21 protein-coding genes and 3 tRNA genes are annotated in these 25033 nt (G+C 68.8%); 10 read left to right on the top strand and 14 right to left on the bottom strand.

Annotated features, from left to right (window positions below):
* The first annotated feature begins 103 nt into the window (after nucleotides 1-103).
* From LXM50_RS05680 to LXM50_RS05650, 7 genes are all read left to right on the top strand, one after another.
* Complete coding sequence (locus LXM50_RS05680; RefSeq protein ID WP_233310337.1) at nucleotides 104-934, top strand: class I SAM-dependent methyltransferase; 831 nt, start codon at nucleotides 104-106, stop codon at nucleotides 932-934.
* Nucleotides 935-1053: 119 nt separating this feature from the next.
* The gene (locus tag LXM50_RS05675; RefSeq protein WP_233310336.1) at nucleotides 1054-2469 is read left to right on the top strand and encodes a hypothetical protein; all 1416 of its coding nucleotides are present in this window, start codon (nucleotides 1054-1056) and stop codon (nucleotides 2467-2469) included.
* Nucleotides 2470-2610: 141 nt separating this feature from the next.
* The gene (locus LXM50_RS05670) at nucleotides 2611-5187 is read left to right on the top strand and encodes a PEP/pyruvate-binding domain-containing protein (protein WP_233310335.1); all 2577 of its coding nucleotides are present in this window, start codon (nucleotides 2611-2613) and stop codon (nucleotides 5185-5187) included.
* A 144-nt stretch (nucleotides 5188-5331) separates the two neighbouring features.
* Entirely contained in the window at nucleotides 5332-6402 is a 1071-nt protein-coding gene (locus LXM50_RS05665; protein ID WP_233310334.1) for a replication initiator, read from the top strand.
* A gap of 14 nt (nucleotides 6403-6416) precedes the next feature.
* Nucleotides 6417-6656, top strand: coding sequence for a hypothetical protein (locus LXM50_RS05660; protein WP_233310333.1), 240 nt, complete (start codon nucleotides 6417-6419; stop codon nucleotides 6654-6656).
* Between the two features lie 201 nt (nucleotides 6657-6857).
* Nucleotides 6858-7391 carry a hypothetical protein gene (locus tag LXM50_RS05655; RefSeq protein WP_233310332.1) on the top strand — a complete coding sequence of 178 codons (534 nt, stop codon included), beginning with the start codon at nucleotides 6858-6860 and terminating at the stop codon, nucleotides 7389-7391.
* Nucleotides 7381-7776, top strand: a complete 396-nt coding sequence (locus LXM50_RS05650; RefSeq protein ID WP_233310331.1) for a hypothetical protein — start codon at nucleotides 7381-7383, stop codon at nucleotides 7774-7776. Before LXM50_RS05655 ends, LXM50_RS05650 begins: the two co-directional genes overlap by 11 nt.
* Before the next feature lie 53 nt (nucleotides 7777-7829).
* Here LXM50_RS05650 and LXM50_RS05645 read toward each other — a convergent pair whose 3' ends face one another.
* Entirely contained in the window at nucleotides 7830-8213 is a 384-nt protein-coding gene (locus LXM50_RS05645; protein WP_233310330.1) for a hypothetical protein, read from the bottom strand.
* Between the two features lie 109 nt (nucleotides 8214-8322).
* Here LXM50_RS05645 and LXM50_RS05640 point away from each other — a divergent pair, with 109 nt between their 5' ends.
* Nucleotides 8323-8700, top strand: coding sequence for a hypothetical protein (locus LXM50_RS05640; protein WP_233310329.1), 378 nt, complete (start codon nucleotides 8323-8325; stop codon nucleotides 8698-8700).
* 96 nt (nucleotides 8701-8796) lie between these two features.
* Entirely contained in the window at nucleotides 8797-9762 is a 966-nt protein-coding gene (locus LXM50_RS05635) for a site-specific integrase (RefSeq protein ID WP_233310328.1), read from the top strand.
* On the opposite strand, the gene LXM50_RS05630 is transcribed toward LXM50_RS05635, so the two are convergent.
* The 9 genes from LXM50_RS05630 to LXM50_RS05590 form a co-directional block, all read right to left on the bottom strand.
* Nucleotides 9760-9833, bottom strand: a tRNA-Met gene (locus LXM50_RS05630). The two genes, LXM50_RS05635 and LXM50_RS05630, sit on opposite strands and share 3 nt — an antisense overlap.
* Nucleotides 9834-9857: 24 nt before the next feature.
* Nucleotides 9858-9929, bottom strand: a tRNA-Thr gene (locus LXM50_RS05625).
* 109 nt (nucleotides 9930-10038) lie between these two features.
* Nucleotides 10039-10833, bottom strand: a complete 795-nt coding sequence (locus tag LXM50_RS05620; RefSeq protein WP_233310327.1) for an inositol monophosphatase family protein — start codon at nucleotides 10831-10833, stop codon at nucleotides 10039-10041.
* Nucleotides 10830-11966, bottom strand: coding sequence for a hypothetical protein (locus LXM50_RS05615; RefSeq protein ID WP_233310326.1), 1137 nt, complete (start codon nucleotides 11964-11966; stop codon nucleotides 10830-10832). The genes LXM50_RS05620 and LXM50_RS05615 overlap by 4 nt, the downstream gene beginning before the upstream one ends.
* A 125-nt stretch (nucleotides 11967-12091) precedes the next feature.
* Nucleotides 12092-12883: an enoyl-CoA hydratase/isomerase family protein gene (locus tag LXM50_RS05610; RefSeq protein ID WP_233310325.1), complete on the bottom strand. Its 792-nt coding sequence runs from the start codon at nucleotides 12881-12883 to the stop codon at nucleotides 12092-12094.
* A gap of 173 nt (nucleotides 12884-13056) precedes the next feature.
* Nucleotides 13057-13407, bottom strand: coding sequence for a DUF4190 domain-containing protein (locus LXM50_RS05605; protein WP_233310324.1), 351 nt, complete (start codon nucleotides 13405-13407; stop codon nucleotides 13057-13059).
* A 68-nt stretch (nucleotides 13408-13475) separates the two neighbouring features.
* Nucleotides 13476-15032, bottom strand: coding sequence for a S1C family serine protease (locus LXM50_RS05600; RefSeq protein WP_233310323.1), 1557 nt, complete (start codon nucleotides 15030-15032; stop codon nucleotides 13476-13478).
* 146 nt (nucleotides 15033-15178) lie between these two features.
* Nucleotides 15179-17929, bottom strand: a complete 2751-nt coding sequence (locus LXM50_RS05595) for a BTAD domain-containing putative transcriptional regulator (protein WP_233310322.1) — start codon at nucleotides 17927-17929, stop codon at nucleotides 15179-15181.
* 82 nt (nucleotides 17930-18011) lie between these two features.
* A complete protein-coding gene (locus LXM50_RS05590) occupies nucleotides 18012-18503 on the bottom strand; it encodes an FBP domain-containing protein (RefSeq protein WP_233310321.1) in 492 nt (163 codons plus the stop codon).
* 149 nt (nucleotides 18504-18652) lie between these two features.
* Here LXM50_RS05590 and LXM50_RS18690 point away from each other — a divergent pair, with 149 nt between their 5' ends.
* Nucleotides 18653-19858 (top strand): type II toxin-antitoxin system death-on-curing family toxin, encoded by a 1206-nt coding sequence (locus LXM50_RS18690; RefSeq protein ID WP_233310320.1) that lies wholly within the window; start codon nucleotides 18653-18655, stop codon nucleotides 19856-19858.
* Nucleotides 19859-19955: 97 nt separating this feature from the next.
* Here the strand turns inward: LXM50_RS18690 and LXM50_RS05580 are convergent.
* The 4 genes from LXM50_RS05580 to LXM50_RS05565 form a co-directional block, all read right to left on the bottom strand.
* Nucleotides 19956-20037, bottom strand: a tRNA-Tyr gene (locus tag LXM50_RS05580).
* Between the two features lie 110 nt (nucleotides 20038-20147).
* Nucleotides 20148-21152: a LacI family DNA-binding transcriptional regulator gene (locus LXM50_RS05575; RefSeq protein ID WP_233310319.1), complete on the bottom strand. Its 1005-nt coding sequence runs from the start codon at nucleotides 21150-21152 to the stop codon at nucleotides 20148-20150.
* 74 nt (nucleotides 21153-21226) lie between these two features.
* Nucleotides 21227-23470 (bottom strand): family 78 glycoside hydrolase catalytic domain, encoded by a 2244-nt coding sequence (locus LXM50_RS05570; RefSeq protein ID WP_233310318.1) that lies wholly within the window; start codon nucleotides 23468-23470, stop codon nucleotides 21227-21229.
* 41 nt (nucleotides 23471-23511) lie between these two features.
* Entirely contained in the window at nucleotides 23512-24816 is a 1305-nt protein-coding gene (locus LXM50_RS05565; protein ID WP_233310317.1) for an MFS transporter, read from the bottom strand.
* Between the last annotated feature and the right edge of the window lie 217 nt (nucleotides 24817-25033).

The following is a 25033-nucleotide window of genomic DNA, read 5'->3' as shown; positions in this document are numbered from 1 at the left end:
TCTTCGCCGTTCCGGGGCGCTGACCGCACCCTCCGCCCCCTTCAGCGTGCTGGACAGCGCCGCACGAACCGGCGTAGAACGGTGCGCAGAGGAAGGGGCGGAGATGCCCGACGATGCGGCCGCGAAGCTGTTCCGGGGCGGGGTCCCCGACGCCTACGAGCAGCTCATGGTGCCCCTGATGTTCCAGCCCTATGCCGACGACATGGTCGCCCGGGCGGTGGCGCGCGCTCCGGCCGCAGTACTCGAGCTCGCCGCGGGAACCGGCGCCGTGACGCGGGGCCTCGCGACCGCGCTGCCGGCGGAAAGCACGCTGGTCGCCACCGATCTCAACGCCGGCATGCTCGCCGTCGCCGAGGCCCGCGGCGCGCCTCGCCCCGCGGGCGCCCCCGCCGTGGCCTGGCAGCCCGCCGACGCCCAGGCACTGCCCTTCGACGATGAGGCCTTCGACCTCGTCGTTTGCCAGTTCGGCGTCATGTTCTTCCCGGATCGGCCGAGTGCGCACTCTCAGGTGCGACGGGTGCTGAGCCCCGGCGGCACATACCTGTTCTCCGCCTGGGACTCGATCGACTCCAACGCCGTCGCCCTCGCGGTCGACGAGGCCTACCGCCGGGTGCTCCCTGACGCGCCGCCGAATGTGATCACCCGCGTCGCGCACGGCTACCACGTCCCTGAGACCATCCGCCGGGATGCCGAGGCGGGCGGTCTCATCGTCGATGCGGTGGAGGCGGTCGAGTTGATCGGGGCGGCGGAGTCGGCGGCAGCAGCGGCCGCCGCGATCCCGCGGGGCACGCCGATGCGGGCTGACCTCGAGCCGCTGGGCGACGAGGTGCGCGACCGCATCGAGGCGATGACGACCGAGCTTCTCGAGCGGCGATTCGGCACGGGCCCGATCCGCACGCCGATCCGCGCGTTCGTGGTCACCGCGCATCGCTGATCGTGCGGCACCGGTGCCATCTAAGAGCAAGCTGACGCAACGCCGAGAGACCTGTCGCCGGGCGCGACCGTCTCTTGCCGATAACGTTCGTGCAAGAACACTCGACGATGGAGTCGCAAATGGCAGAAGAGAATCCGTGGAACGCGGCTCGGCTTATCCCGACCTCCGGCATCAACGGCGCCGAGGAGCAGGAACGCCGAGCCACATCGGCACTTCTCGCGGTGATGAGCTCTGTGAAGGAATATGGACGCGCGATCACCGCCCGCTTCGGTGCACCGTCTGGCGGGATGGAGACGTTCATCGAGGTCCCTTTCATGCTCGGCGAGAAGAAGATTTTCCCTGATGGGTTGATCCGAGTGAAGTGGGGCAAGAAGCTCTGGACCGCCCTCGTAGAGGTCAAGACAGGCGGCAACGAATTGCAGCGCGAGCAGTTGGAGAATTACCTCGATGTCGCTCGTGAGCATCGGTTCGACGCGCTGATCACGATCTCGAACGAGATTCCTCCGGCCGCGGGCGTACATCCGACGGTCGTCGACAAGCGCAAGCTCAAGTCTGTCTCGCTTCATCACCTCTCGTGGACCGAAGTTCTCGTCGCGGCAGTGATGCAGAAGGAAGTCCGAGGGGTTGCAGATCCTGACCAGGCCTGGATTCTGGGTGAGCTGATTCGTTACCTCGAGCACCCGAAGTCCGGTGCTGTGGAGCTCAGCGACATGGGCCCGAGCTGGGTCCCCGTCCGCGAAGCCGTCGTCGCCGGGACTCTTCGACGGACTGACAAGGACGCGGCACAGCTTGCAGCTCGATTCGACGCCCTTCTGCGATTCGCCACTCTCAAACTCGGGCAGCGTCTCGGCGCAGATGTAACCCACGCTCTCAGCAAGGCAGAGACCACGAACCCCGCGCTTCGCATCACAACGCTGACAGAGATGCTCGTGAACGAAGGCAAGCTTTCCGGCGCCATCCGCATCCCCAATACCGTCTCGCCCCTGACCCTGACCATCGATGTTCGAGCAAGCCAGGTCACGGGCGCCTTCTCGATCGCGGCACCTGGCGAGGGAAAGCCCACGACGCGGGTCAATTGGCTACTCCGCCAGCTCAAGGAAGCACCCGACAGCCTCCGCATCGAAGCGTTCGCGGCACGCCAGCGCGGTGGCAATGCCGAGCTGCTGCGAACAGTGCGCGAAAACCCGAACGTCCTCGTCACCGACCCCAGCAAGGAACTCAAGTCCTTCACCGTCACGCTCATCGGCAAGATGGGAACGAACCGGCTCGCGGGCAGGAACGGCCTGATCGACTCCGTGATGGAAGGAGTCGTGAATTCGTACGACCTCATTGGGCAGCATCTCAAGGACTGGTCCGCGGCCCCACCGCGCCTGCGCAAGCCAGATGAGGTGATCGTGGACGAAACACTCCCTAATGACATCCCCTCAGCCGCTCTGTCATCCCAAGACGGAGATCCGGCGGCACCGGCGCCCGAACGCAGCAGCAACAGCAAGAGCAACAGCAACAGCAACAGCAACAGCAACAGCTCGTCATAGCCGACGAAGACGCATCGACCGCCGAGATTCCCCAGGGGCGCTCGCAAGTAGGACCAGCACTCCAGGTGTCTTGCGGTCCAGCCCGCGAGGTGCGATCCTTCAATTAATTCCTCACTTGATGAATTAGTGGAAGGATCACCGGTGGACCGCGACGAAACCCAGCCGGGCGAATCTCTCATCCTCGATCTCGCGCAGCTCTCGGCTGCCGACCTCGCCGCGGTGGGCGGCAAGGCCGCCAATCTCGGCGAACTCGTCCGCGCAGGCTTCGACGTGCCCTCGGGGTTCTGCATCACCACCGAGGCGTATCGCCGCGCGGTGCACGGCACTGTCGTGGAGGACGGGACGATGACCGACGCCTCGGCCGCACGCGCCGCCGTCATGGCGGCACCGTTCCCGGCGGAAGTGGAGAGCGCCGTCCGCGCGGCGTACTCGCGGCTGGGCACCGGGTCTGTCGCGGTGCGCTCGTCCGCCACCGCTGAAGACCTCCCCGGCGCGAGCTTCGCCGGCCAGCAGGACACCTACCTCGGGGTCACGGGCATCCACGACACGCTCAGCGCCGTGCAGCGCTGCTGGGCATCGCTGTGGACCGACCGCGCCGTGGCGTACCGCAGGGCGCACGACGTCGATGGCGCGGGCGTCGCCCTCGCTGTCGTGGTGCAGACGATGGTCGACGCCGAGTCCGCCGGGGTGCTGTTCACCGCGGACCCTGTGACGGGCCGGCGGCGCCAGGCGGTGCTCGATGCGGCGCGCGGGCTCGGCGAGTCGGTCGTCTCGGGATCCGTGGATCCGGATCACTTCGTGATCGACACCGCGACCGGCCGTATCCTCGACCGCCGGCGCGGCAGCGGCGATGTCGTGAGCGTGACAGACGCGCAGGTCTTGGCGCTCGCGTCCCTCGGCGATCGCGTCGAGCGCGCGTTCGACGCCCCGCAGGACATCGAGTGGGCCATGGACGGCGACGGCAAGTTGTGGCTCACCCAGTCGCGGCCGATCACGACCCTGTTTCCGGTTCCGGTGCGTGATGCGCCCAAGGCGCCGGATGAGATCCGCGCGTTCTTCTGCATCAGCCTCGCCCAAGGGTTGCACCGGCCGATCACGCCGATGGGGATCGCGGCGTTCCGAGTGATCGGTGCCGGCTTCCTGGACCTCATCGGCCGTCGCCCGGCACGGATCGCCGACGGCCCCGGAGGTCTCGCCGTGGGCGGAGATCGTCTGTTCGTCGACGCGACCCCGATCGTCCGCTCCGCGGCGGGACGCGCGATCTTCCCGCGGGCCCTCGACGTCATGGAGGCGCGGTCCGCGGTCGTGCTGCGCGGCCTGTTCGAGGACCCGCGATTCGCCGTCGTCCCCGGATCGCGCCGGCGCTTCCTGCGCGCGTTCCTCCATGCCGCCGCCCGCATCCGCGCTCCGTTCGTGGTCACGCAGGCGCTCGCCGAACCGCGCGCGGCGCAACGTCGCGTGCGCCGTCTCGAGGCCGAGGTGCGCGCGTTCGACGCCCCATCGGGCACGATCGCGGACCGTGTCGACGGCGTCGTCGACCTCATCTTCCGGGCGATGCCCTACGCACCGCGCAGTCTTCCCGGCGCCGCCGCGGGCTTCGCGATGCTGGGCCTCGCACAGCGCCTGCTGGGCCCGGCGATCCTGCCCGGCGACATTCAGGCGGTGCTGCGCAGTGCACCGGACAACGTGACGACGCAGATGGATCTCGACCTGTGGGAACTCGCCGTGCACGCGCGTGCCGACGCCGACTCGGCCGTCGCCCTGGAGACCCGTTCCGCGCGAGAACTCGCCGACGACTTCCGCGACGGCGTGCTGCCGCCCGTGCTGCAGCACGCGATGACCGCCTTCCTCGATCGTTACGGTCATCGCGCGGTCGCCGAGATCGATCTGGGGATGCCGCGTTGGGCTGACGATCCCGCGCACCTGTTCGGCGTGCTGTCCGGCTATCTCCGCCTCGGTCCGGACGCGGACACCCCGGCCCAGCACTTCGCCGAGGGCGCGGCCGAGGCCACAGCCATGATCGACACGCTGTACCGTCGTGCGCGCCAGCACCGGCGGATTCGCGCCCGCGTCGCCCGCGGCTGCCTACGGCGGGCACGGGCACTCGTGGGGATGCGGGAAGCACCGAAGCATCTGGTGATCCTGGCGCTGCGGACTGCGCGCGAGACGATGCTCGGGATCGGGCGCGAGCTCGCGGCGACGGGTGCGCTCGCGGACGCTCAGGACGTGTTCTTCCTCGATTTCGAGGAGACGAAGCGCGTCGCCGCAGGCCACGATTTGCGCACCGTGATCCACGAGCGTCGCGCCAGGTACGACACCGAACTGGAGCGCAGGCACGTGCCGCGCGTGCTGCTGTCGGATGGAACGGAGCCCGAAGCGGTCGGCACCGCCGCAACGGTCGCGGAGGGCGCACTGCGCGGCACACCCGCATCGGCAGGAACGGTCACGGGGATCGCCCGCGTCATCCTGGATCCGGTCGGCGCCGAGCTGCAGCCGGGAGAGATCCTCATCGCGCCGTCGACCGACCCCGGGTGGACACCGCTGTTCCTCACGGCCGGCGGCCTGGTCATGGAGATGGGCGGTGCGAACAGCCACGGCGCGGTCGTCGCGCGTGAGTACGGCATCCCCGCGGTCGTCGGCGTCGCCCGCGCGACCGAACTGATCTCGACCGGGGATGAGGTGACCGTCGACGGCGCGGCCGGCGTGGTCTCCCGTTAGTGCGATCAGCCGTCCAGGCGCAGCCGGGCCGTGACGCTGGATACGAGAAAACCCCCGGAAATCCGGGGGTCTCATTCTGTAGCAGGAGCGGGGCTTGAACCCGCGACCTCACGATTATGAGGCGTGTACCCGTAGCCGCTCGCCATGCGAGCCGACTCCGAAAGCATCGAACCCGGCGCAGCCGATGTGCTCGCACGTGGTTGCTCGTCCCCCATCAAGACGGCCACAGGCGCATGGGTCCGTTGCGGGTCACGGATCAAGAGCAAGTGCGCTTCGTGCGCGGAGCTGTATCGCGGCGACTGGGCGGCGATCGCTCGCTCGGGTGTCTTCGACGGGCCGGTTGAGCAGTTCCGCTTTTATCTGCTGACACTGACGGCGCCGTCGTTCGGCCGTGTGCATCGGGTTCCGCGTGACGGTGCCGAGGGTCCGGCTCGGTGCGGCTGCGGCGCGACCCACACGCCGAGGGATGCCGCGCTGCGGGGTGTGCCCTTGGACTCGGAGAGTTACGACTACGCGGGCCAGGTCGCGTGGAACCGGGATGCCGGGGTGCTGTGGGATCGCACACGACGGCGGCTGAGGGATCGGTGGGACTCACTCGAGTACTTCATCGTGCGGGAGTGGCAGGACCGTGGTGTGCTCCACGTGCACGCGCTCGTTCGCGTCGCGCGGTTCGAGGCCCCGGCTGCGGACGCGTTGCGGCAGGCCGCACGAACGGCGACAGCGGTGTCGCGGGTCGACGGAACGGTCGTGGAGTGGGGCGCACAAGCGAAATGCGATGCGTTCCGCGCGGACGGTGATGGCGCCAAGACGATTTGGTACCTGTCCAAGGCACTGAACTACGTACTCAAGGATGTCGCTTCGAGTGCCGATGAAGCGCCGCTCGAGGTGTGGCGGCATCAAGTTGCCCTCGGCGACGCCGCGCGGCGGATGCGATGCGGGCGGGACTGCGAGCCCCAGAACTGCTCGAGCCTCGTACATCAGCGGTACGGCTCGCGGTCCCAAGTGGTGAGTGCGTCGCGTCGTACGAGCGACCGCTCTGGCTGGTCATTCGTCGGTCTCACGCGGACTCTGCAGCGGCGCCTTCGACGTGAGTGGTGGACGCGCGTGGGGGCCGACGCCGGCGCCGATGCGCCGGCCATTGCGCCGGAGCCGCTCGAGGACCTCGCGGCGCGATCGCGGCGCGAGCTGGTAGCGCGGGGCTGGTCCGCGCCATGAACGAAGGAGCGAAGATGCGATTCATGTTGGGGTCCCCCGGAGCGACGGACGAACCGCTGCCGGACTGGGACGTGTACGAGGTCGACGCGTTCGGCCGACCTGGTCGCCTTCTGGGCGGAGTGATGGGTGTGGCCGCGACGCACGAGGAAGCGCTCGCGATCTTCATCTCGATGTGGCCCGAGTACTCAGGAAGCTACGTGCACATCGTGCGGTCGACCGTCGTGCCGCCGTGGTCGACGTACGACGGAGCCTGAGCGGGGCAGAGCGGGGCGCGGCGCGGTGCCGCCTGCGGCACGCGCGCGCCCGCTCCGGCCCGCTCCGGCGCATCGTCCGACGAAACGTGGCGCGATGCTGAGGGCAACCGGAGCGCGAAGCGCGGAGGGCGGCAGCAATCAGGCTCGCGGCAATCACGAGAGCTGCAGTTCCGCGATGATAGGTTTCGCTAGGAATCGGAGGTGCGCATCGTGTGGTGGTTCGACAGTCAAGCCGCTCCTGGGTGGCATGACTGGCTCGGGCTATTTCTCACCGTGGCCGGATTCTGGATTGCGATCGCCCAACTTCGAAAGACGCGAACGGCAACCCAGGCTGCGGCTTCTGAGTTGGAGCGTGCGCGTCGAAAACTCAACGGCGATCAGCTGTCAGCCGTCGTGCCTCAGCTGCAGACCGTCGTTGCGGATCTCGATTTTGCCGTCGATAATAACGACCGCGAAGTTGCTCACCGAGCGCTTCTCAGATTTGGCTACGTGGCGACCGAATCTATATCGCTCCTCGACAATCGAACCGCGGATCATTCAGCGTTGAAGACGCGACTCTCTGAAGTCGCCTCATCAGCGCTCGATGTTAAGGCGACGATAGTTGGTCGACGGAACGTGGATGTCGCACGGACCGCGAAAGCGGTGACGAAGGAGATTGCCGCCCTTTCAGTCGAGATCGCTGGTCTCGTGGCTGGAGATCGTTACCAACTCGGAGGCGAAGAGAATGTTCACTGACGACGAATGGATGCAACTCGTCCGGCGGTTGATGGCACTCACTGACGCGGGCAGGCTGGAGTGGATCCAGGAACCGCAAGATGAGGATATGCAGGCACAGGGCGGGATCGTGGTCGCCCCAGTCGGTGCGTTTGACTACGTCATCGGCTCTGTTGACCGCGATGACCGACCGCCGTTCTACCTAGGCGTCGGTGATAGGGAAGCCAGAAAACTTCTTGCGAGGCTGGAGTCAACGCCAGCACGAACTGGCGACGACACCACTATCATCACTGCGGCGGAGCTGGTTCCGGAGCTTCGCGAACGCGCATTGCGTTCTGCATCCGGCGCTTCGCGACTGTTTTCTAACCTCATTGAGGGGCTTAACGGTCTCGAGGCTCCCTTCTGATCTCCCTTGATCTTGTGTAGAAGATTTCGGGAAACACCGAGAATGGGTCACCACTAACTTTCGGCGATGACTCGCAGGAGATCCGCTCCACTCTCGATGATTTTGACACCATCGTCGCCCAGACCCTCAGGTAGCGCGGCCTCCATCTCAGTCGTGAAGATACACACGGCGCAGCCGACGGGAAGGATCGTCCAGTTCGCGGCTCGTGCCGTCGACACGAGAAGATCCCAGATCGCATCGCCTCCGTCGACGTGCGTCGCCATCATCCCCTCGTCACTGAGGCCGTAGATCTCTGCCGAGCCGCCTGGGTGCTCGATACGCTCGGGGTTCTGCGGGGACGGCCTCAGAAACGCCCGCAGTACCTCGGATGCCGCAGCACCGCCTCCCGACGCGGCATCGCCATTCTCGAAGCGCTGGAAGTAGATGTCGAAGCTCACGACACAAGTATGTGATGCGCGAGTCAGCTATGTCGGGTCGGGGACGTATCCTGATAGTCCACGATTCGAGACTAGGGCGTGCAATGTGACGGACTTCCGATCCGAGCGAATGCCCTCCCCTGAGGGTGAGGGCCGCGCGAAGCAAGCGCTTGAGCAGGCGTGGGGCGCGTACTACGACACGAACGCCAAGGCGAACAAGGCGATCTACGCGGCCCTACCGTTCATGAAGTCTGCGCTTCGCGGCTACACGACCTCAAACATGTTCGATCTCTTCGGCTTCTGGGTGACGTGGCGACTCGTCGGCGGGTTCGAGGGGATGCAAAAGCAGTTCGGCATGAGCCGTTCATCCTTGTATCGGCGCATCGCTTTGTTCCGCCGTGTCTTCGGCGAGCACCCGGACGTGTACGAGTTCCCGGGTATCACCGTCGACCCAGCCGCGTTCGCCGTCGGTATGGCGGACCGCACTCCCCCAAAGGAAGACAGCTAGTCTCAAAGTGTTGCACTAGCCGCGTTCCGGCTGTAGTCTCCAAATGTGAGACTACAGCCAGAACGCGTACTCCTACGCGACTTCTACAGCGACAACGTGTCGCTGCTGTTCGCTGACCTCACCTCGAACACGATTCAGGGGTACGAGCGCGCCTGGCGCCTTCGAATCGCGCCGACACTCGGGCACCTCCCGCTCTCGGATTTGCGAGCGCTCACCGTCCTCAGGGCGATGAACGAATGGCAGGGCAAGCCGAGTACCCGGAACGCAGCAAAGTCGATGCTGTCTCAGCTTCTTGACCTTGCCGTGCTCGATCAGCGTTTGGCGACGAACCCGGTTAAGGCGCTCCCCCGCCAACGCGGCAAGTCCAGGCTGTCCGATCTGACGGAGCGCGCGCTGTCCCGGGCACAGGTGGCGGCCATGCTCGATCTCACCGCCTTTCACCCGCATGGGCAGCGAATGCTGGCAGCGCTCGCCCTCACCGGTGCACGCTTGGGCGAGGTGTCGGCCCTGCGCGCTGAGCATGTCGATCTCGACAACGGCTTGCTGCGAATCCGCGCCACGCGCTCACCAGATGGTCATGGCCGCGTCGTCGAGCGACCCACGAAGAGCGGTCACGCGCGCGATGTACCGATCATCGAAGAGTTCGAACCCTGGCTTCGGGCCGCGATCGCAACGGACTTCCCTTACTTGTTCACCGGGTCGCAGGGCGGGCCGTTCGACAGCACGAACTTGAGTCGCGCCCTCCACTGGTGGAGGATCCGGCCCCTCATCGTTACCTATGCGGACGGCAGGCCGCTGCGGTTCCACGATCTGCGCCACACGTTCGCGTCTCGGCTCAGTGATCTAGGCCTCGCCCCGGCATACCTGCAGCAGGTCATGGGCCACGCGTCAATCACGACAACCGAGCGGTATACGCATACGCGGTCGCGCGACGCGGCGCTGGCAGCGAAGCGCATCCTCGACGCCGAAACCAGTGAGGTCACTTTTCGAGGGGGTGAGCACGCGGCAAACACGGGCCAGACACGAGAAAACCCCCGGAAATCCGGGGGCCTCATTCTGTAGCAGGAGCGGGGCTTGAACCCGCGACCTCACGATTATGAGTCGTGCGCTCTCACCAACTGAGCTACCCTGCCGCACGGCATCCGATGGATACTGCGAGCCCCGAGTCAGGATTGAACTGACGACCCCTTCCTTACCATGGAAGTGCTCTGCCACTGAGCTATCGGGGCGTGCTGCCCTCAGAGGGCAACCAGACGAGAATACCAAAGAATCGGCGCCTGGCCGAATCGAGGCGGCCCCGTCGTAACACGGGCGTGTCCGCGTCCGCCGACGCCGATCTCAGCGGGGTTCGAGGATCCGTCGCTGCAGCTCGGCGACGAGTTCCGCGCTGCCGGCGAGGTTCAGCCGTCGCGCGACATCTCGCCGCTCGGGACGGACGAACACGCCACCCGCCTCCTGCACGAGCAGGGCCCCCGCGGCGAAGTCCCACGGGCTCAGGCCGCGCTCGAAGTAGCCGTCGAGGCGCCCCGCCGCCACGTACGCCAGGTCCGTCGCAGCGCTGCCTCCGCGACGAAGATCACGCGCGATCGGCATGACCCTCCCCACGGTGGCGAGGTCGCCGGCGTGGGTGCCGGGGTCGTAGCCGAAGCCGGTGGCGAGCAGCGCACCGGCGGGCCCGGGCTCGGCAATGCGCAGGCGCTCGCCGTTAAGGAGCGCGCCCTCGCCGCGGGCCGCGGAGAACGTCTCCCCCATCACCGGCGACTGCACGACGCCGGCGAGCGCCGTCCAGCGGTCGGGGTCGCTGCCGCCCTCGACGACGGCGATGCTCACCGCGTACAAGGGGATCCCCGAGGCGTAGTTGACCGTTCCGTCGATCGGGTCGACGACCCAGGTGATGCCCGTGGCCCCGTCACCGCCGCCGGTCTCCTCGCCGAGGAATCCGTCGCCCGGGCGCTCCGCGTCCAGGCGTGCGCGGATCAGCGCCTCCACCTCGCGGTCCGCCTCGGTGACGATGTCGGCCAGCGACGACTTGCTCGCGGCGATCGACACGCCGTCCGCCCGTCGACGCCGGGCCAGCTCCCCGGCCTCACGAGCGATGTCGATCGCGAGATCGCGGAGCTCGAGGGCGGTCACGACGCGGCCGGCGGCGTCGCCCCCGCAGACGGAGCGGGCGGGGCGGGCGGGAACTCGGGAGCTGTCGACGGCGCCGCCGGATCGGCCTCGCCCGCGGGCACCTCCGAGTGCAGCGCTCCCGTCAGCCCATGGCCGCCCGCAGTGCTGGTCGGCGCGGTGGCGGCCGGTTCGGCAGGGGGCGCCGCCGGAGCCATCTGCGGCGCCGAGGTCCCGGCACCGAACGGAGCTGCGGCGGCCTCGGCCGCGGACTGCGCAGGCAGCGCAGGCTGGACCGGAGTGGTCGCGGCCGGCCGGCCCGGGGTCGTCGCCCCCGGCGAGGGCACGCCCGTGTAGTACGCGTTCCAGTCGGGGCTGCCGTCCGCGAAGATCGGCAGCGGCGTGCGGCCGTCGGCGTAGGTCGGCCACGGCTGCGGTTCGGCTGACGGATACGCGACCGCGGCCGGGGCGGCGTAGGCCACGAGTGCCGGCGCGCCGGGCGCGGGCCGTTTCGGGGCGAACAACGCGTTCAGCAGCGGGATCAGCATGGTGCCGACGGCGGTGAGGATCGTCAACGCGACCACGATCCGCCAGTACAGCTCCTGGTAGTCGAACGTGTGCGGGAAGGTCAGGTAGAACACCAGCATCGCGACCAGGCCCGCGAGGAACGCGTACGTCGCCCACACGATGCCCTGCGTGAACCCGGTGACGTGGCGCGCTGCGGCCTTCTGGAACAGCCGCACGTGCAACAGGGCGAGCTGCAGGATCCCGACGACGAGAACGAGCTGGAAGAAGCGCTCCACGCCGCCGAAGTAGCTGTCGTCGGGCAGCCAGATCTTCACGGCGCCGACCAGCAGCGCGAGGATCCAGGAGATCATGCTCAGCAGCGCCAGCCAGTCCTCGCGGTTGGGTGCGAGGCTCGCCTCGAGGATCGCGATCGCCGCGAAGGCGGCGAGCAGCACGATCGTGAGGAACGCCCGACCGATCAGCCCCTGCTGGTCACCGATGAGCACCCACACCACGCACACCAGGGCGGCGGCGATGAGGGCTCCGATCGCGATCCAGATCGCGCCGCGGATGAGCAGTGAGGTGTTCGGCCCGGACTTGGCCGGCGTCGTCGTGTTCGCCATGGGATCCCCCGTCTGTCGTGCTCTCATCCTCGCATGCGATGTCGCGCCTTCTGCGGGCGATGCACGATCAGGGGAGAACTCGTCGCGGCCAAGCCCTGTGCGGGCGGATGCGACGCGGGCCGACCGCATCGCGCGGGGAACGGGCGCGCCCGTCAGCGTCCGGACGACCGCTGCGCGAACGCCGCGATCAGGCCCTGCGCTTCGGATCCGCCGAACGCGGCGGCGATCGTGCGCGCCTCCTCGTCCAGCTGCTCCGGGAAGGTGCGCTCCGCGCGGGAGCGGATCAGGCGCTTCGCCTGGCCGTACGCGCCGAAGGCGCCCGCGAGCCAGAACCGCGCGACCTCCTCGGCCCGGCTGCGCACGGCGGTCGCGACCGCCTCGGCGTCGCCCTCGCCGACGGCCTCAGCGGCGATGCCCCATTCGATCGCCTCCGTGGCCGAGAGCATGCGATCGGTGAGCAGGAGATGCAGCGCGCGGCGCTGACCGACCGCGGCGGCCAGCTGTGCGCTGACGGAGAGGTCGGGAGTGAGCCCGACATTGGCGTACAGGCTGCCGAAGCGCGAATCGGATCCGACGACCGCGTAGTCGCTCGCGAGCAGGATCCCCAGCCCTCCGCCGGCGGTGGTGCCGTGCGCCGCTGCGACGACGGGCACGGATGACGTCGTCAGGGAGGCGATGCCTGCGTGGATGACCTGCGCCAGCCGTTCGATCTCCTCGCGCCCGCCCATGCCCGTGGCCATATCGATGACGTCGCCGCCCGCGCAGAACGCACGCCCCTCGCCCTCGATCAGGATCGCACCCACCGCGCTGTCGCCGACGGCGGCCGCCGTCGCCTCCGCCCACGCGTGCGCGAGCTCGGCGTTGAAGGCGTTCAGCCGCTGCGGTCGGTTCAGAGTGATCCGGGCGAGGCCGTCTTCGACACGGTAGAGCAGGGGCTCGGACATGGTGCTCCTTCGGGATCAGCGGCGATCATGCGGCCGTGAGCCGCCCGTTCAGCCTACCCGCGCGAGGCGCACCGATGGCACCGAGTGCCAGCATTCCTGATCCTGAGGCTCACCACCCACGCCGAGCCCCCGGTCGGAGGAATCCGACCGGGGGCTCGGCTCTCGGGCTGTGCTCAGGACCCGACGGTGAACGAGATCATGAGCGACAACGCCATCACGATCACCCAGACGGCCGTGAACGCATAGCCGAGGATGACGGCGGCGAGCGCGACGCCCCTGCCCGGGCGGCCGTCCCGCTTGATCTGCGCGAGCGCGATGTGCCCGCAGACGATTCCGGCGAGCGGCAGGAGGAACGCGCAGACCAGCGCGATCACGGGCAGCGGGCTGGACGGGTTCGCCGCGGGTGCGACCGCCGCAGCCGGGAGGCCGCCCGGCGCGGCCGTGGCCTGCGGTGCGGGAGCGGCGGAAGCGGTGCCGGGGGCGGGAGCGAAGCCCGAGCCGACCGAGGGAGCGTCGTACGACATGGTGGTTCCTTTCAGAGGTGCGTCGCGGCGGATGCCGGAGCGCGGGGTGGAGACGATGAGGGGCGGATTCAGAAGCGCGCGGAGAAGCTACCGAGGATCCGGTCCGCCGCAGCGAGGTCGTCGACCTTCGGCGCCTGCAGAGTGACCAGTACGACGTAGTCGCCGGACTTCGCCTGCGCAGACACGACCAGGGCGTACGATTTGGCGGGGCCGCAGCCCGACCACATCGCGAGCTGCCCCTGGTGCACGCCGTCGTCGTAGTCGCTGGCGCCTTCGGACTGGCAGCCCTCCGCGGCGAGGCCGGACCCCATCCCGTCCATGATCTGCTGCGGCGTGACCTTGCCGACCGCATCCTTCGAGGCGTAGACGCTCACGCCCGGGGCACCCCAGTCGTTCAGGAAGGCGTTGATGTCGGGAGCGGCGGACAGGAGCTTGTACTCGTTGCCGCCGTCGTCGGTGAACGGCGAACCCTGGGTCTGCTTCCAGGCGGCGGGCACTTGCACGGACACCGTGCCGGAGTCGTCCTTCACCGTGATGAAGTCGCCGCTCGCGACCTGGCTGGACCCACTGTCGGCGCCCGTGGCCGTCTCGATGGTCTTCTGCGCCGCGATCGGCTTGCCGTTGAACTGCCCGCGGTAGTAGGTGTTGTCCGCAGGCCGGAACAGCTCGACCGAGAGCGTGGCATCCTGTCCGTGGGTGCGCAGCACACTGCAGTAGTCCGACATGGTGCCGTCGGCACCGAGCGAAACGCCCTCCATCTTGGTGAGCAGGTCGCCGCCCTCGATGCCGGCCTTGTCCGCCGGGGATCCGGAGGCGACCGAGCTGACCCAGATCCCGAGACCGTTGCCGTCCTCGTCCGTCAGCGCCGTGCCGTTGATGCCGAGGCTGAGCACGGGCTTGCCCTTCGCGAGCTGGGCGATGGCCTGCTTGGCCTCGTCGCGGTGGATCGCGAGGTTGGTGTCGTACTGGTCGTTGCCGGCATAGTTGACGCCCACGACCGCGCCGTCCTTGTCGACGAGAGGGCCGCCCGAGTTCCCCGGGCGGATGCGCGCGTCGTGCTCGATGATGTGGTCGAGCGCAGCCCAGGGCGTCTTTCCCGCGGTGTCCGCCTTCGAGACGATGCCCTTCGTCTCGGTGAACGTCGGGTCGCCGAGCGGGAAGCCCGCCGCATAGACATCCAGGGCGGTCTCCACGGGCTTGTCGCGCCAGCGCAGGTGCGGATAGCCGCTGCCCTCGAGCTTGATGACGGCGAGGTCGTAGCACTCGCTCGAGGCGAGCACCTTGGCGTTCAGCGTCTTCGTGGTGTCCCCGCCGCGCCACACCTTGAGGGTGCCGGCGCCGACCACGACGTGGTTGTTGGTGACGGCGAGGCCGCTGTCGTCGATGAGGAAGCCGCTGCCGCGGCCCGCGGCCTCGTAGCCGCCCTGTTCCGGATCCACGAACGTGCCGACGGCCTCGATCTGGATGGTGGCCTTCTGAACGTCGCCGAACCCGACGGCACCGCCCGAGGAGGAGCCCCCGAAGGGGAGCGGCAGGCCGCAGCCGGTCAATGCCAGCGCGGCCGAGCCGAGCAGTGCGGCGCCGAGCACGAGCCGGCGCCGCGAGGGGAGGTTCTGGTGTGTCATGGGAGACGAACCTACGGATCCGCGGAGCAGCAGCGGATCCGATCCCCGTCCGGTTAACGCCGCTGCAACGCAGGCCGCGTCATGATGCGCCCCTCGGCCGTCGTGCGCGGGCGATGCAACGTTCGCGCACGACCGTTAACGCAGCCTCATAGGCCGCGAGCGAGGGCGACGGCCTGCTCGAGACCCAACGCGCGGCCCGCGGCGAGCGCGGCGCTCCACTCCTCAGGCTGCATCGCCTGGCGGATCCGGGTGCGGATGACCTCCGCGTCGAACGGCTCCGCCGTGACCGGGTCGTATCCGTGCCGCTCCCCCAGCCCGCGCACCGCTCCCAGCAGCCGCGCCGCCTCGGCGTTACGGTCCAGCAGGGCGGCCGCGCCCGCCGCCGTGTGCAGCAGGGCCAGCGCGGACGTGGGCTCGTCCATCCGCAAGGCCGTCTCGGCTGCGGCGACCGAGACCCGCAGCGCTTCCCGCCCGCGGCGGGCATCGATGAGCACCCCGGCGAGCACCTGGGAGAGCGCGTCGATGGGCAGGTCCGCCGACCGGGCCGCAGCGATGGCGTCGTTCAGCACCTGCATCGCCTGCGCCGGCTGCCCGGTGGCGCGCAGCACCTGCCCGTGGCACATCGCCACCTGGATCCGCTCCCACACGTCGGCCTGCACGACGGACTCGAGCGCCGCCGCCATGGGCTCGTGGGCGGCTTCCCCATCGCCCGTCGAGACCGCCACGACTGCGGCCAGCGCCGCGGCGAGCGCCAGCTCGGAGTGCGCACCCGCGTCCGACGCGACGGCCCTCGCCTCGGACAGGCGCGTGCGGGCCAGCTCGACATCGCCGTACTGGAAGACGAGGCGCGCCTGCGCGATCCGGGTGCGCGACTCGGTGACGGCATCGGTCTCGCCCGGCACGGCCAGGGCGTCGGCGATGAGCCCGGCCCCCTGGATCGCGCGTCCGCGTTGGAACCAGTGCCAGGACTGCCCCTCCACGATCCGCAGGGCGCTGTCGCGATCGCCGCGACGCAGGGCGGCGCTCAGGCCGAGACGGAGGTCCACGGCGCTCAGCTCGAGCAGCGCGTGCGCGACCCGCGGATCCGCGGAGAGCAGCCGTCCGCGCAGCTCCGTCACCCAGCCGGCGTACCAGCGAGCGTGGCGCGTGTAGAACGGGGAGCGCTCCCGGGCATCGGCCAGCGGATACGCGTAGTCCATGATCGGCTCCAGAAGGCGGAAGCGGCGTTCGCCGTCGGGGCCCTCCGAGGCGTAGATGAGCGACTTCCGCGCCAGGCGGGCCACGGTCGCCGCGGTCTCGGCGCCGCTCGCCGCGATCCCCCGCACGGCAGCCAGCGTGAACGACCCGCCGAAGCCGGCGACCTCGATCAGCGCCTCCCGCTCAGCCGGATCCAGCAGGTCGATGCTCCACTCGATCGCCGCGCGCAGGCTGCCGTGCCTGCCGGATTCCTCGCCGAGGTCGCTCGCATCGGCCGACACGACGTCGAGCACGTCGCCGAGGCCCACGGTGTCGAGGCGCGCCGCGGCGATCTCGAGGGCCAGCGGCAGCCCGTCGAGCCGAGCGCAGAGCGTCTCGACGGAGCCGCGGGTCCGTTCGTCGAGCACGAACCCCGGATCCGCATCGGCCGCACGGTCGGCGAAGAGGCGCACGGCATCGGAACCCGTGTCCATCGGGCCGACCGGTATGACCCGCTCGCCCGGCACGCGCAGCGTCTCACGGCTGGTCACGATGAGGGAGAGCCCGACGGTCGTCACGAGCAGGTCGCGCACGATGTCGCGGACGACATCGTGCAGGTGCTCCGCGTTGTCCAGCACCAGCGTGACCGGGGCGGCAGCGAGACGACGTGAGATCGCTTCGAGGGTGGGCTGTTCGGCATCGACGCCGTCGGCGATCGCTTTGAGCACCAGAGCGCGCTCGGCGTCGAAGACCACCTGCAGATCGATGAAGACCTGCTCATCCGAGAGCTCGGCGGTCGCCTGCCGCAGATGCTCCACGACGAGCCGCGTCTTGCCCGCTCCGCCGGGCCCCGTGACGGTCACGAGCCTGGCCATGCTGCGCGCCTGGGCGAGCGCGTCGAGCTCCTGCCTGCGGCCGACGAAGACCGTGAGCGGGATGGGGATCCCCCTCCGCCGCACCGTGCGGCCGACACGCGCAGGCCGGAGGCCGGTCACGGTGGTCGCCGCCTCCTGCCGCACGATCCGCTGCATCAGATCGCCGACGTCGTCGGAGAGATCGAGCCCGAGGTCGTCGCGGCGCCGGATCCGCAGATCGTCGATCACGGCGAGGGCTTCGGCGTCCCGCCCTGAGCGCGCCAGCGCCGTCGCGAGCAGCGACGCGAGGCGCTCGTCGTGCGGACGTCCGGCGACGTGGGGCGCGAGTGCTGCGGCGGCGGCGGACGGCTCGTCCCGGCGCAGGCGCAGTTCAGCAAGGGACTCCACCAGCAGCTGACGGGCGGCGACGAGTCCGGCGCGTTCGCGGTCCAGCGCAGGCACCCCGTCGAGCCCCGCGAAAGGCTCTCCGGTCCAGAGTGCGTCGGCCTCCCGCAGCAGCGCGAATCGCCGGTCATCCTCGGCCGGCTCCGCCTCCGCCAGCAGCGCGCGGAACCGCAGCACGTCGACAGCGTCGGGCGCGACGTCGAGGGCGTAGCCGCCACGACCGCCCCGGAGCACGCCCTCGAGTCCACGCTGGCGGAGTCTGGTGATGTAGACGCGGATCGCGCCGATCGCGGAATCAGGCGGCGACGCCCACACGTCCTCCACGAGCCGCTCTGCCCCGACGGCTTCTCCTGGCGTCAGCGCGAGACGGGCGAGCAGGGCGCGCGGGAGCGTGCCGGGCACGACGAGCTCGCGCCGGTGGTCCGTGACGCGCAGGCTGCCGAACAGGTCGACCCTCAGCACCGGCCGTCCTCTCTCTCGTCCGCCGTCCTGGAGACGAAGATAGCGGTCCGACGGCACGCCGCGCAGGAACGCGGACGAGCTGTCAGGCGTCGCCGAGCACGGACGCGACGAAGGAGTAGACGCGACGATGGGTGCCGTCCAGGCGCCGGTCGGCGTGCTGGTCCGCACGGATCTCGTTGGGCGCGAGCGGGGGCACGATCCGCACGCTCTCATGGCAGGAGAGGTCGGCGCAGATGTAAGTGCCCACGACGGAGCCCTTGCGCCCCTCCGCGCCCGCGCGGCGGGCGGCGAACAGCGCGACCTGGTTGCCGGGCTGCATCGTGTGGCAGAGGTTGCACATGCCGGAGCGCACCCGGGACGGATCCGCCGCACGCAGCACGATCCCGACGGGCTCGCCGTCCTGCTCGATGACGATGTAGCCGCTGCGTGAGGCGATCGGATCCCGCCATGCGAAGAAGTCGAGGTAGTCCCACTCGGCGAGCAGCAGGTCGTGCGGCATCGCGATCTCGGCGGCCTTGTCGGGCTCTGCGTTGCGGAACGACGCCCGGATCTGGTCTTCGGTGAGGGCACGCATGAGGACCAGTCTAGAAAGCGCGGCGGAGCCGGGCCCGGAGTCCACGCGGCGGCCGTCCCGCCGGAGCCCGGAGAACGACGAAAGCCCCCGTGCGTTCCGCACTTTCAATGTCGGCGTGATCCGTCATGATGGGCTTGATAGGAGCCAAAGTGCCAACAACGATGAGCGTGCGCGAGCTCGCAACCGCAGCCGAGAAGGATGTCGAAGAGGTCCTCGTCACCCTCTGGTACGCAGACATCGATTATGTGACGGAGCCATCGTCTCTGATTCGAAGCGACGACCTGAATACCGCCCTACGCGCGTGCCAGCTGCCATCGCGCGTGGATAGAAGGCGCAAGTCCTACTGGGCGGCCCAGCTAGGCATCACGGTCGCCGATCTCGACACCCGCCTGGTCTCTCTCGGTTATGTATCACCGGAACGAGCCCGCAACATCCCGAAAGGAGCGTCGTCACGGCTGGCACGGATGGTCAAGGAACAGCCCTCGCCGGTGCCGCCCACGCCCACGGAAGCAGTGAAGAAGCCGACAGCACCGCCGATCTCCTGGAAGGTGATCGGGCAGAAGGAACCAACGATGTTCTTGACTGTTGACGAAGTGCGGTCGATTCACGAAGCGCTTGAGAATGACGCCACCCAAGCAAATGATCCGATCTGGCCGCCCGGAGTGAAGAACGAAGATTCGCTCGCCAGCGCGCTCATGAGACCGCTTTCGGGCCACGGTGTCGAACCCAAGTACCCAACCATCGAGATGGCGGCTGCGGCGCTCGTCCACTCGCTCGTCCACAATCATCCGTTCCACAACGGCAACAAACGCACTGCGGTGGTGAGCCTGCTTGTGTTCCTTGACAGACATAACCAGTGGCTTCGTGACTCCGTCGATAAAGACGCGATCTTCAAATGGATGCTGGAGGTCACAAACCATCAGATCCTTCCCAAGGGCTTCGACTACGACCGAGTGGCTGATCGAGAGGTACTTGTGATCGCCGAATGGATTCGAAAGAACTCGCGACCGGTCTCGCGCTCCGAACGTCCCATCACGTGGCGGAAGTTGCGCGGGATCCTTAAGCAGGACTTCGAGTGCTCGATCAGTTCGCGAACTACTGGGGTTTTGGTGGAGCGAGCAATCGTTGAGCGAGGGTTCCTCGGCAGACGGAAGCAAACGGTGCGCCGATTCCAGTTCGTTCCGGCCGGTGACGGGCGCGAAGTGGGCCTCGGGACGATCAAGCAGATGCGACGTGAGCTCCATCTCGACGAGACCCACGGGGTGGATTCTGTGATCTTTTACGGCGACGAGCGCACGCCCGACGAATTTATCGTCCAGTATCGCTCGCTCCTGCGTGCGCTGGCGAAGGTATAGTCCGCGCGTTCGTGGGTCGCTACGAGGCGGTAGGAGCCGAGGCAACGCATAAGGCCCGGGACCTGAGTTTTCCTCAGATCCCGGGCCTTGTACTGGGTGGCAAGTGAGGGATTCGAACCCCCGAAGCATGACGCGGCTGATTTACAGTCAGCTCCCTTTGGCCGCTCGGGCAACTTGCCAATGCACGCCCGTCCCGCTTTTCCAGCCGACCGGGGGCGCGGAGATCAAGCATACCCGGCGGATCCGGTCACGAGAAATCGAGGCCGGCGAGGTCCCGTCCGCGCGTCGTTCAGACGCCGAGCGTCGACGCGCGCGCGACGAGTTCCGGCCGGTACAGGACCCGTTCGGCGGTCGCCGTGCCGCCATCGGACACCCCCAGCAGCAGGTCCACCGCCGTGGATCCGATGAGCCCGGCAGGCTGGCGGATCGAGCTCAGCGGGATCACCGCGGCTTCGGCGAAGTCGATGTCGTCGTATCCGATGAGTGCGATGTCCTGCGGCACGCGCGCATCGCCGGCCATCACCAGGCTCTGCAGCATTCCCAGCGCCAGCAGATCGTTCGCCGCGAACACCGCGTCCGGGCGCTCCGCGGCCGGACGCTCCATGAGGAGTCGGCCCGCACGACGCCCCTCCTCCACGCTGAGTGCACCCGTCGCCATGAATTCCAACCCCACCCCGGCCGCGGCGGCCACGGCCTGCGCTCCGCTCAGGCGGTCCGAGACCTGTCGCAGCGAGACCGGTCCACCGACGAAGGCGAGTCGGCGCCGTCCGCTCTCCAGCAGGTGTGCGGCGGCGATCCGCCCGCCCTCGACGTCGTCCACGGCGACGGAGGAGAACCCGGGATCGCGCGATTCGCGATCGACGAGGACACTGAGCGTGCCGCGATCGCGCATCTGCTGCAGCCGCGGCAGCGCGTCGGCGACCGGCGTGATGAGCACGCCCGCCACGCGCTGCTCCTCGAACAGGTCCAAGAGCATGCCCTCACGGTGTGCGCTCTCATCGCTGTTGGCGACCAGCACCGACATCCCGTGCTCGTCTGCGCGCTGCTCGGCGCCGCGCACGACCTCGGCGAAGAAAGGGTTGCGGATGTCGAGCACGACGAGCCCGATGGTGCGACTGCGGCCGGCGCGCAGCTGTCGGGCCGCATCGTTGCGCACGTACCCGAGGCGGGCGATCGAGGCCTGCACCCGGGTCACCGTCTCGGCGGAGACGCGCTCGGGGCGGTTCAGGACGTTCGACACCGTGCCCACAGACACGCCGGCGTCCTCGGCCACTTCCCGGACGCTCACGACCATCGCCGCCCCCTCTCCCGCACAGCGAGCCTAGGGCATGGGCCGGGCCGCGCCCGGGAGCTCCGGGTGCGGCCGCCTCACGCGACGAAGCGGTGCTCGCCTCCGACGACCTCGTGCGTCGTCCCGTCGGGCAGGACGATCTCCGCGGGGACGCCTTCGGGGATCCGGGCCTCGAGCACGAAGCCGTCGTCGCCGGTGCGCCAGTCGACGGCGATCTCGCCGGCGGCGGCGGCGTAGCGGGTGCGTGCCCAGGTGATGCCGGGGCCGGGAACCGGCTCGATGCGCAGCCTCGCGTAGCCGGGCTGGGCCGGACGGATGCCGCCCACCACCTGATGGATCCAGTCGACGACCGCACCGAGCGCGTAGTGATTGAAGCTGGTCATCTCACCCGGATTGATGGATCCGTCCGGCAGCATCGAGTCCCATCGCTCCCACACCGTCGTCGCACCCATCGTCACCGGGTACAGCCAGGAGGGGTTCTCCTTCTCGAGCAGCAGCCGGTAGGCGTCATCGACATGCCCGGTCTCGGACAGCGCCCAGGTGACGAACGGGGTGCCGGCGAACCCTGTGGTGACGCGATAGCCGCCGGCGCGCACGAGCTCGGCCAGCCGGTCGGCCGCCTTCGCGCGGTCGGCGTCCTCCAGCAGGCCGAAGCAGATGGCCAGCGCGTAGACCGTGACGCAGTCGGAGTGCACCCTGCCATCCGCGACGTAGTGCTCCTGAAACGCGGTGCGCGTGCGAGCTGCGAGCGCCTGCCAGCGCCCGGCATCCTCGGTGCGCCCCAGTATTCCCGCCGCCTCCGCGGCGAACGCGGCGGAGCGGTACAGGCACGCGGTGGCGACGACATGCGGATCCGCCTTCGCCGCGGCCGGATTCTCCGGCGGGGCGTCCGGGTCCAGCCAGTCGCCGAACTGGAAGCCCTGGTCCCACAGGCCGGTCGGCGAGAGCACCCGCTCGACCGACTCGAGATGCAGCACCATCGCCGGATAGTGCGCCGCGAGCCGCTCGCGGTCGCCGTAGGCGCGCCACAGCGCCTCCGGCACCCACACCGCCGCATCCCCCCAGATCGCTGTGGCACCGAGCTCCGGGAACGCGAAGTCCTCGTCGAAGTGCGCGTACTTCAGCACGTCGGGCACCACGATCGGGACGATCCCGGCGGCGGAGTTGCGCGTCTCTGCGTGCAGGTCCTCGAGCCAGTCGTGCAGGAAGTCGGAGGTGTCGAACTGGAACGATGCCGACGCCGCGTAGGCGGCGATGTCACCGGTCCAGCCGAGACGCTCGTCCCGCTGCGGGCAGTCCGTCGGGACGCTGAGGAAGTTGCCCTTCTGCCCCCACACGGAGTTCTGCACGAGCCGGTTCACGAGGGGCTCCGAGCACTCGAAGGATCCGGTGCGCCGCATGTCGGAGTGAACGACCACGGCCTCGAGGTCCTCGGCACGCAGCTCCCCCGGCCATCCCGCGACCTCGACGTAGCGGAAGCCGTGGAACGTCAGCGTCGGCTCGAACACGTCCCGTCCGCCGGACAGCACGAACACGTCGGTGGCCTGTGCGGCGCGCAGCGGACGCGTGCCCAGCTCGCCGTCCTCGAGCACCTCGGCATGCCGCAGCACGACCTCGGCCCCCTTCACACCCTGCACGCTCACCCGCACCCAGCCCACCAGGTTCTGACCGAAGTCGACGAGCGTGCGACCCGCCGGCGAGACCCAGATCCGCTGCGGTCGCAGCGTCTCCTGCCTCTTCACCGGCGGACCCGCCTGCGCGACGAGCCGGGATCGGTCCACCTCGACCGCCTGGACGGTCAGAGCCTCCCCCGGCATGCCGCGCAGGCGCGCGTCGATGGTCTCGCCGTTGTAGAGCGAATTGCGCAGCACTTCGGAGGTCTCCGCCGTCCACTGCTCGTCGGTCGCGATGGTCTGCACGACGCCGTCGGCGAACACGACCTCCAGGACCAGAGCTGCGGCGATCTGCTCGCCGTAATTGGCGTTCGCGCCCTCGAATCCGAGGTCGCCGCGATACCAGCCGTTGCCGAGCAGGATGTCGAGGTCGAGGTCTCCGTCTCCCGCGCGCACCGCGTCCGTGACGTCCCAACTCTGGAACGGAAGTCGCCATTCGTATGCGTTCCAGCCCGGGTCGAGCACGGACTCCGAGACCGCCGAGCCGTCGAGACGCGCTTCGTACACGCCCAGCGCCGTGGCGCTGAGCCGCGCGGAGGCGACCGCGCTGCGCGGCTGGGCGGGCGCGACCGTCCGTCGGAAGCGGATCGCGGCCTCGCGCGGAGCCGCTGCGGTGAGGAAGTCTGCGTGGTGGAGGGGGGAGGTCATCTCGGTCCTTCCGGATCGTGGGGTCTGCGTCTGGTCGGGGGTCAGGATTCGATCGGCGCCGCCTCGGCATCCGCCTCGACGACGACGGTGCGCAACGACTCCGTGACGAACTGGCTCTCGCCCGCATTGCGGAAGGCGAACCAGGCGACCACGAGGCCGACGGCGACGACCGCACTGAGCACGCCGTACAGTCCCTGCGGGCTGACGGCGATGAGAGCGGGCGTGACGAAGGCGAGCAATGCCGCGACGACACGGGCGATGGCGATGACGGCGCCCTGCGCGGTCGTGCGCAGCAGCGTCGGGAAGGACTCCTGCGTCCACACCTTCATGATCCCCTCGAAGGCGAAAGCACCGCCGACGCCCATGAACAGGTTCATGGCGATGATCGTGGGCAGGCTGAACCCGAGGACCGCGGGAGTCAGGTAACCGAGGAGCAGCACGATCCCGCCGAACACGAAGTAGGTCATCCGTCGCTTGCCGTCGACGATGCGCATGAACCACAGGCCGGCCAGGAGTCCGATCGGGAACGATGCCAGACCGATCGCGGAGTTCAACTGGACCGGGATGCCCGCGACGTTGACCGCGAGGTAGGTGCCGAACTGGCCGCCGGTGTTCGCGCCGACGTTGGTCAGCGCGTAGAAGATCAGCAGCGCGGCGAACGGGGCCAGGTAAGGCTTGCGCAGCAGGTCGCGCACCGAGGCGCGGTCGGCCCGCACGGTCACCACGCCGCGGCGGCGCTCGTCCCGGGCCGCCAGCCAGAACGGCGACTCCGGGATCGTGAGCCGTGCGACGAAGACGAGTGCGGCGACGATCCCGACCTGGCCGAACAGCAGCTGACCGCCGAGGCGCCCCAGACCGCCGGCGAACGTCGCGATGACGATCGTCCCGAGGATCCCGACCACCCACAGGATGTTGGAGAGCCCGATGATCGCACCACGATTCTTCTCCGACGCCGCCTCCGAGATCGTCGAGAGCGAGACGGGAAGGTCTGCGCCGGTGCCCAGTCCCGCCAGGACGACGCCGGCGAGCAGCGCGGGGAACGACGCCCCGAACACGAGCAGGGCGATGCCGCCGATCACGATGAGCATGGTGACGAGGAACACGGTGCGGCGACCCAGCGCGTCGCCCAATCGGCCTCCGAAGATCGCGCCGACCGCGATCGAGAGCGTGAGCATCCCGGACAGGATGCCGATCTGGTCGGGCGTGATGCCGATCGTGTGCTGATAGATCACGAGGGCGATGCCGGTCGCGACGATCGTGGCGGCGTCGATGTACGACGCCATGCCGCACACGACGCCGACCCACCACGGGTTGGGGTGGCGGACGGAGGGAGCTTCGACGGTCATGGTTCTCCTTTGAACGTGAGCGATGCGGAGGGCGGCGGCCGGGGGCGCTGCGGATCCGGGGGTGCTTGCACGCTAGCAAGCTTTGAATCGATTCACAAGCGTTGTTCCGCGAAAATAGTCGCTCGAGGTCGGCTACGTGGCTTAAAGCAGGGTTGACGACCGCCCCCGCAAAGCCGTATCGTCAATCACAGATATTGAATCGATTCAGAGCGAAGGA

The sequence above is a fragment of the Microbacterium sp. Au-Mic1 genome (assembly GCF_021341785.1).
Lineage (GTDB): Bacteria > Actinomycetota > Actinomycetes > Actinomycetales > Microbacteriaceae > Microbacterium.
This window is presented reverse-complemented; position numbering and strand designations above follow the sequence as displayed.